This window comes from Myxococcus sp. CA039A, assembly GCF_013336645.1.
In the GTDB taxonomy this organism is placed as follows: domain Bacteria; phylum Myxococcota; class Myxococcia; order Myxococcales; family Myxococcaceae; genus Myxococcus; species Myxococcus llanfairpwllgwyngyllgogerychwyrndrobwllllantysiliogogogochensis.
Genome location: NZ_JABUMQ010000434.1, coordinates 1 through 7772 on the forward strand (window position 1 = coordinate 1; position 7772 = coordinate 7772).

The window sequence follows — 7772 nt, forward strand, 5'->3', positions numbered from 1 at the left end:
AGACACCGCCCAACCCCCAGTCCCTTTCGAATCCCTCACAGGCGCCGCGACTCCCGGAAGAGAAGCTCGCGCGTCAGGCCCCTTCCGTCCCCACCGAGTCCCCGCGAGAGCGCGACGTCGCGGAAGAGGGAACCCGAGAGGACGCACGCGGCGCGCTCGAAGGCCGCGCCATGCTCCGCGGCGCCGTGCTGGAACGGCTGGTCCGAGGACTCACCGAGGTCGAACAGAAGCTGGCCACGTTCCTGGAGAACCCCGGCCGCCAGGGCGTCGTCACCCTCCCGGTGGTCCTCAGCGAGAGCTCCGTCACGTACGAGTTCTGGAGGCTCGTCAGCGTCCAGTCCGATGACCGGAACTTCCTGTCCCAGTCGCTCGGCTTGCCTGTCACCGCCGACGACGCGCTGCTGCTCCAGACGCTCCGCCAGGAAATCCACGCGGCCTTCGACGAGTTCCAGCGCTCACCTTCCGGCAAGCAGGCTCGCGCGCGCTACGAAGAGGTGCTGACCCGCTACGAGGCCGCGCGAATCCAGCCCGTCATCTCCGGCCACGACACCGGCCCGCTCGCGGCCGAGTGCGCCCGCCTCCAGCTTCCCTGCGAGCCGGAGTTCACCCGCTCGCTCCTGCTGTCGCCGCTGCAGCTCGCCGTCGCGCTGTCTCCCGAGGAGGGCACCGCGACGCAGGTCATGGTCGCCGGCCTGACGCTGACGCAGCTCGGCGCGCTGGTGGGCCACCTGCGCCGCCTCAACCCGATGCTCGGCAACGCGCAGGTGCGGCAGTTCCTCTTGCGCGCCGCCACGGACCTCAAGAACGCGCTGCGCAAGCCGCTGGGTGACGCGGAAGTGGAGCGCGTGCAGGAGCTGGCGAAACAGCTCCTGCGCCTCCAGGCCGTGGCGATGCTCCACGTCTGAAGCGACTCCCGCGCTCAGGCGCGGAACGACGAGGGACGCAGCGCCAGGTCCGCCACCGGGTCGAACCGCGCCTCGGCCTCCGCTCGCGACTTCTCCCTCAGTCTGAAGCGACTCCCGCGCTCAGGCGCGGAACGACGAGGGACGCAGCGCCAGGTCTGCCACCGGGTCGAACCGCACGGAGGTGAACCGCGCCTCGGCCTCCGCTCGCGACTTCTCCCTCAGTCTGAAGTCGACTCCCGCGCTCAGGCGCGGAGCATCGGGGGACGCAGCGCCAGGTCCGCCACCGGATCGAACCGCACGGAGGTGAACAGCGTCTCGGCCTCCGCTCGCGACCTCTCCGTCAGGAGGATTCGCGGGCGAAGTTCGACTTGGACCGGGAGCCACCGCCCTCGGTGTTGCCGAGCGCCGCGACCTTGTGGCCACCCTGCTCCGCGCGCTGCGCTTCGGTGGTGCCCTCGGCCTTGTCGATGACGAGCATTCCGCCGCCCTGGTGCTCGCGCCAGCTGGTGCCCACCGCGTCTTCCAGCTCGCCCGCATCCAGGGAGACAGTCTTGCCGGTGCCAGGGTCCTTCACCTTGTACTTGCCCTGGTCGTCCTTGCCATCCACGGTGACCCAGTGCGCGCGGCCCTTGCCGGCGTCCTTCAGCGACGGGTCCACCTTGTTGGAGTCCACCAGCACGGCGGCCTTGCCGTCGCGCTTCAGGGCCTCGTCCATCAGCCCCCGGTCGAACGTGGAGGCGCTCTGCGTCACCTGCGCGCCCTCGTGGGCAATCATGTTCGACAGCTCGTGCGCCGTCGTCCCGTTGCCGTCGGTGAAGCGCGACTCCAGGGCGTCCATGGTCTGCTGGTCCGACGCGGCGGCCGTCGTCCCGGTGCCCTTCGCCTTGCCCAGCATCACCGCCACCGCGGAGCCGCAGTTGGCGTCCTTGGTCTGCTCCAGGACCGACGGGTCCTTGTCCTCATCCCAGCCGCCCAGCGCCGGCGCGGCCTCGGCCATGTCCTTCACGCAGCTGACAATCCGGGCCGTTGCGGGGGAGACCTCGCCCGCGGCGGCGGGAGCGGTGAAGCGCTGGGACCAGGCCTGCCGGGAGGCTTCCTGCGCGCCGTACGCGTCAGCGGGCTGCTCTTCCAGCTTCGCGACGGGGGCGGCGGGCTGTGTCTCTGTCTCCGCCGAGGGGCCGGCGACGGGCACGCGCACGACTCCGGTGCGCGACTGCTCGACGGGGGTCCTCGCCAGGTTCGGGGGCAGGGTGACACTCACGGGGGGCTCCTGGGCACAGGGAGAGCGTGGAAGGCCAACCTACCCGGAAACCGGCCGGGCGTTAAGTCTCCCGCCCCGCATCCAGCTCGTGTTTGCGCAGCAGTTTCTTCAAGTAGACACGGTCGATGTCCGCCTCGCGGGAAGCGCGGGAGATATTGCCCTCGCAGCGCTCCAGGAGGTTCTTCAGGTAGTCGCGCTCGAACCCCTCGATGAGCCGCTCCTTGGCCTCCTTGAAGGGCAGGTCCAGCTCGACCTTGGTGCTCCCCTCGCCGGAGGACTCCAAATCCGGCAGGGCCTCCTCGCCCAGGTTCATCACCTGCTCCACCACGTTGCGCAGCTCGCGCACGTTGCCGGGCCAGGGGTACTGGGCGAGCAGCGCGCGCGTCTGGTCCGACAGCGCGCTGGGCGGACGGCCCGTCGTCTGGAGCATGTGGTCGATGAGCACCGGGATGTCCTCCGGGCGCTCGCGCAGGGGCGGCAGGCTCACGCGCAGCACGGCGAGCCGGTGGAACAAGTCCCGGCGGAACTTCCCCTGCGTCACCGCCTGCTCCAGATTCACGTGCGTGGCGGCCACCACGCGCATGTTCACCGTCTGGTAGTCGTTGGCGCCCACGCGCTTCACCTGTCGGCGCTCCAACACTCGCAACAGGCGAGGCTGAAGCTCCAGCGGGAGCTCGCCCACTTCGTCCAGGAAGACGGTGCCATTCTGCGCGCGCTCGAAGGCGCCCGCGCGGTCTCCCTGCGCGCTGGTGAAGGCGCCCTTCACGTGGCCGAACAGCTCGCTCTCGATGAGCGTGGGCGGCACGCCCGCCAGGTCCACGATGACGAAGGGGCCCTTCTTGCGCGGGCTCTGCTGGTGGATGGCCTCCGCGCACAAGTCCTTGCCCGTGCCCGTCTCGCCCTGGATGAGCACGTCCGCGCCGCCGGGGGCCAGCCGCTCCAGCAGCGTGAAGGCCTCGCGCATCTTCCGGCTGTTGCCCACCAGCGCGCCGAAGCGGTCCTTCGAGGACAGCAGCACCGAGCGCTCGCGGGTGTCCTCCGGAATCAGCTTCAGCTCGGTGGTGCCCAGGGTGATGACGATGCCGGGGCGCAGCTCCAGGGACGTGAAGCGCAGCCGCTCGCAGAAGGAGCCGTTGTGCGAGTCCAGGTCCGTGGCCACCACGTGCTCGTCATGCACCTCCAGGCGGAGGTGCTGGCGCGACACGGCCTTGTCATCCAGGACGATGTCGCACGTGGGGGCCTTGCCCACGGTGTACACGCCCTGCTTGAGCGGATGCACCTTGCCGGAGTCAGGGCCCGAGAGGACCTTGAGCACCATCTTCACCTGGCCGGCCCGGCCCCGCGTCAACGTGGCCGTGGCATCCAGGTTCATCTCGTCGTCATCCGGCGGCACTGACACCCCATGGACGGTAGCACGGCCCGGAAAGGCCGCCACCCGTCAGTCGCGTGCCTCATTTCCCGCGAGGGCGAGCAGGCTTCACACGGGCGGGCTTCACACGGGCGGGCTTCACGGGTGCGGGCACGGGCAGGGCCGCGAGGAAGGTGTCCACGTCCCCCACGCGCGCGTCCAGGCCCGCTTCCGTGAACCAGCCCCGGGCGCGCGTGGCCTCGCCCCGTGCCTCCGGGGACTGGCCCGATTGGACCAGGGCCTTCGCCAGCGCGAAGCCGGACTCCGCCAGCGCATCTGGCGGCGCGGAAGCGAACGTCACCGCCAGACGCAGGGGCTCCACCGACTCACCCACGCGGCCCAGGCCCAGCAGGGCCTGCCCCACGCCGTCGTAGGACGGCTGGAGCTTCTCGTCGTCCGCGGGCAGTGTCTTGCGCTTGAGCGCGAGCGAACGCTCATACGTCTTCAGCGCGTCCTCGAAGCGGCCCATGCCGAGCTGGCACATGCCCACCTCGTCGAGCGCCTCCGCGAACTTCGGGCTGTCCGCGCCGTAGATGGCCTGGAAGATGTCCGCCACGGCCTGGGCATGTGGCAGCGCCTGGGCATCCTGCTTCAGCTCGCGCAGCGTCATGGACAAGAGGCCATGGCGCCGGGCCACGTCCGGGTGCTGGGGGCCCATGGCGGCGGTGGTCTTCTGGAGCGCGTCCTCCATCAGCGCCAGCGCGCGCGTGGAGTCTCCGAGCGAGTGCACCACGTGCGCGAGGAGGAACGTCGTCCGCGCGCGCTTGGGGTGCTCGGCGGGCAGGGACTTCTCGTAGAGGACCTGGGCCTCCTCCACGCGGGTCTTCGCCTCCTCGTACAAGTCCTGGGAGATGGCGAGGTTGGCCTGGTTGACGCGCACGTCGCCCAGCAGCACGGGGTCTCCGCCCATCCGCTCCAGCGTGGCCTCCGCGAGGGAGCCCCAGCGGGCCGCGGGCTCGTAGTGCTTCAGCCCGTCCTCCACGAAGAGCAGCTTGTTGAGGGCGGTGACTTTCAGCCGGTCCGCGTGCCCCGCCTCCGCGTCGAACACGGCGCTCGACAGGAGCTTCGCGGCCTCGGGTGATTCGCCCACCTGCTCCAGCAGCCAGCCATTCAAGAAGCGCGTCTCCGCGCGCAGCGGCAGATAGCCCGTGGCCTCCACCGGCGCGACGAGCGCCTTCACCGCCTCCAGCGCCTGCGGGTGCTTGCCGGCATCCATCCGCGCGCGGACGTGGGAGAGCTTCTCCTCCAGCAGTTCGATATCCGCGCGGCGCAGCGGGTCCGTGGGCATGCGCTGCCGCTCGGCCAGGGCCTCCGTGTCCTCGCATTCCCACAACGAGGGCAGGGCGAGCGCGGCGTCCAGGGACTTCTCCACCAGGGCCGCGTCCGCGCTCGACAACAGCTCCACCGTGGCGCTGAAGTCCTTGCGACGGCGCTCCAGACACACGAGCTGCCGGTCCAACTGCTCCTCGGGTTTGACGCCCTGCACGCGCGTGGCCTCGCACGCCTGCACGCGCTGGCGCTTCCACAGGTCCGCGTAGTCGCCGAGCGCCCGTGACACGCTCTGGGCCATGCCTTCCGCGAAGGGCCTGCCCGTGGCCAGGAACGCGGTGGAGAGCTTCGCTTGCGTCGTGGGTGACCACACGTCGTCCATCTGTGCCCCGGCATCCACGCACACGCGCGACTGCTGCCACGCCGCGCCGCCCGTCAGCGCGAGCGTCGCGCCCAGCGCGCTGGCGGCCGTCACCCACCGACGCCGCAGCGTCCGGCGATGCTCCTGCGACAGCGCCTCCAGCAGCACGGCCATGGAGGCGAAGCGCGCGTCCGGCTCCAGCGACAGTCCGCGCAGCACGGCGTCGCGCACCCATCCGGGCACCTTGGAGTCGCGCGGTGGCTCGCGCACGGCGGGGACCAGAATCGTCGCGGGCGAGGAGGGCGCCGCCGAGGGCCGCTGCGCGCCCAGCGACTCCGTGCGCTCCAACTCGGCGCTGACGCTGGTGCTGGAGAAGGCATACGCCCGCAGGCTGCCGGGCTCGAAGGGGCGCGCGCCGAAGAGGGCGCCATAGAGCGCGGCGCAGAAGCTGAACTGGTCCGTGCGCCCGTCCAACGTCGTGCCCCGGAACTGCTCCGGGGACATGTAGTTGGGCGTGCCCACCAGCAGGCCGTCCTCGGTGAGCGTCGTCTCCAACATGCGACGACCGGCCGAGGACGCCAGCGCCTCCCGCGTCTCCTCGGTCAGGGGCTCCTCGTCCTGGGGAAGGTCTCCCATCGTCCGCGCGAGGCCGAAGTCCGTCACGTAGACGCGGCCCGCGCGGCTCACCAGCACGTTGGCCGGCTTGAAGTCGCGGTGCACCAGCCCCGCGGCGTGCGCGGCCTCCAGGCCCCGGCCCGCCTCCACATAACGCGTCACGATTTCGCGCCAGGAGCGCGGCGACGCCTTCAGCCACGAGGCCAGCGTGCCGCCATCCACCAGCTCCATGGCCACGAAGACCTGGTCGCCCCACATGCCCACGTCGAAGACGGGGATGACGTTGGGGTGGGAGACGCGCGCCATGGCCTGCGCCTCGCGCAAGAGCCGGGAGCGCGCCTCCTCCGAGTGGTCATGGCGACCGTCCGGATGCAGCAGCTTGAGCGCCACCTTGCGGTCCAGGTCCGGGTCATAGGCGGCGTACACCACGCCCATGCCGCCCTGGCCCAGCCGCCGCAGCAGCAGATACCGCCCAATCTGGGAGAAGGGCGGCGCGGCGCGACGTGCCTCGTCGGGCCCCGTCCCGGAGAGGTCCTGCTTGGGGCCGGTGCCCAGGTCTTGCGTACCGGTGCCCTCCGGACCCGTGCCCGCGTCCCGTCCGCCTGTGTCTTTCCTCGTCATGTCTGGCGCACCTCGGGGCGGAGTGTAGCGAAGCTCTCGCTACAACCCGAGTTCTCCTCCGCCATGCGTCAGCGCTGCCTGGCTGCCTGAACGCTCAGGCGCGCAGCGGCAGGGTGAAGGCGAGCTGGAAGCGGGTGCCGGCGTGCTCGGGCCGGACGGTGGCGGTGACGTGGACGCCGTGGCCGTTGCCGGTGGAGACGACCTCGCCCTTGAGCTGGCCGTCCTCGGTGGCGCCCCGGAAGAGGAAGACCTCCGCGGCCTGCGAGAAGATGGAGGAGACCTCCGCGCTGCCGGAGCCGGGCGGGAGCTGGTCCCTTACCCATGTCGCGAAGCGGACGATTCGGCCGGTGAGCACCTGCGCGGGCAGGGGCACCGCGTAGCCGCCGCCGAACACCGTGGGGGCCGCGGCCAGCAGCACCGCGTCCGCGTTGCGCCCGCTGCCCAGGCCGAGCACGCCGTGCTCCTCCAGCTTCGCCTGCGCGCGGATGGGCAGGAAGACCTCGGTGGGGATGGACAGGCCCTTCTCGCGACCGGAGGGAATCTCCCACGTCGTCGGGGCGCGCACGCCTCCGGCCTGGCCGAAGATGCGCGCGAAGGCGCTGGTGTCGCGGAAGCTGGACGCGAGCATCGCCGCCACCGCGAGCGCGGGGCTGGTGAAGGCCGCGCGCTTCGCCCGGGCCTCGCTGGCCACGACGACGCGGTTGACGACGGCGCACAGCCACCGCGAGGACTCGTCCTGACGCAGCTCCGTCCACGACTCGGAGACCTGCTCCCGACCCTCCTCCAGGCCCAGGGACAGCTCGTCCGGAGACAGACCCAACAGCGACGGCGCCACGGCGACGACGATGGGCAACTGCGCGCGCTCGCCCATCGCGGCCAGCCGGGCCAGCACCGCCACGTCATCGTTCGTGTCCACCACGAAGACGGCGTCGGGCCGGTCGAAGGGCTCGCTGGAGAGCGCGTCGTCCAGGACGCCGAGCAGGTCGCCGCGGCTCACGTCCAGCACCTCCACCGCCATGCCCGCGGCCGTGGGGCACTGGTCCACCAGCCACTTGAGGCCGCGCCACGCGGACTCCAGTCGGGCCACGGGCTCCGCGATGAGCACGTCCGTCGCGCAGCGCAGCACCGTCTCGTCCAGCAAATCCCTCACGGACTTGCGCGCGGCGGTGGCGGGGGCGGACGTCGACGACGCGGAGGCCGGCGCGCGCGGGTTGAGGGCCTTCAAGAACGCATCGACGGCGCGGGACGCGGTGGCCGGCGAACCGGGCTCGGACGCGGTGAGCAGCGTCTCCATCAGGGCCACGTCATCGGGCGTGGGCGTGGGCACGGGGG

Annotated in this window: 5 protein-coding genes; 1 reads left to right on the forward strand and 4 read right to left on the reverse strand. The window is 71.4% G+C overall.

Annotated features, from left to right (window positions below):
• On the forward strand, positions 1-905 hold a 905-nt coding region (locus HR086_RS42495; RefSeq protein WP_217442175.1), incomplete at its 5' end, for a hypothetical protein.
• A 340-nt stretch (positions 906-1245) separates the two neighbouring features.
• Here HR086_RS42495 and HR086_RS42500 read toward each other — a convergent pair.
• The 4 genes from HR086_RS42500 to HR086_RS42515 form a co-directional block, all read right to left on the reverse strand.
• Entirely contained in the window at positions 1246-2166 is a 921-nt protein-coding gene (locus tag HR086_RS42500; RefSeq protein ID WP_174456008.1) for a hypothetical protein, read from the reverse strand.
• Between the two features lie 61 nt (positions 2167-2227).
• On the reverse strand, positions 2228-3538 hold the full coding sequence (locus HR086_RS42505; protein WP_174456007.1) for a sigma 54-interacting transcriptional regulator: 1311 nt from the start codon (positions 3536-3538) through the stop codon (positions 2228-2230).
• Positions 3539-3617: 79 nt separating this feature from the next.
• Positions 3618-6440, reverse strand: coding sequence for a serine/threonine-protein kinase (locus HR086_RS42510; RefSeq protein WP_174468484.1), 2823 nt, complete (start codon positions 6438-6440; stop codon positions 3618-3620).
• A 94-nt stretch (positions 6441-6534) separates the two neighbouring features.
• The coding region (locus HR086_RS42515; protein WP_174468485.1) for a type VI secretion system contractile sheath domain-containing protein at positions 6535-7772 on the reverse strand (1238 nt) is incomplete at its 5' end.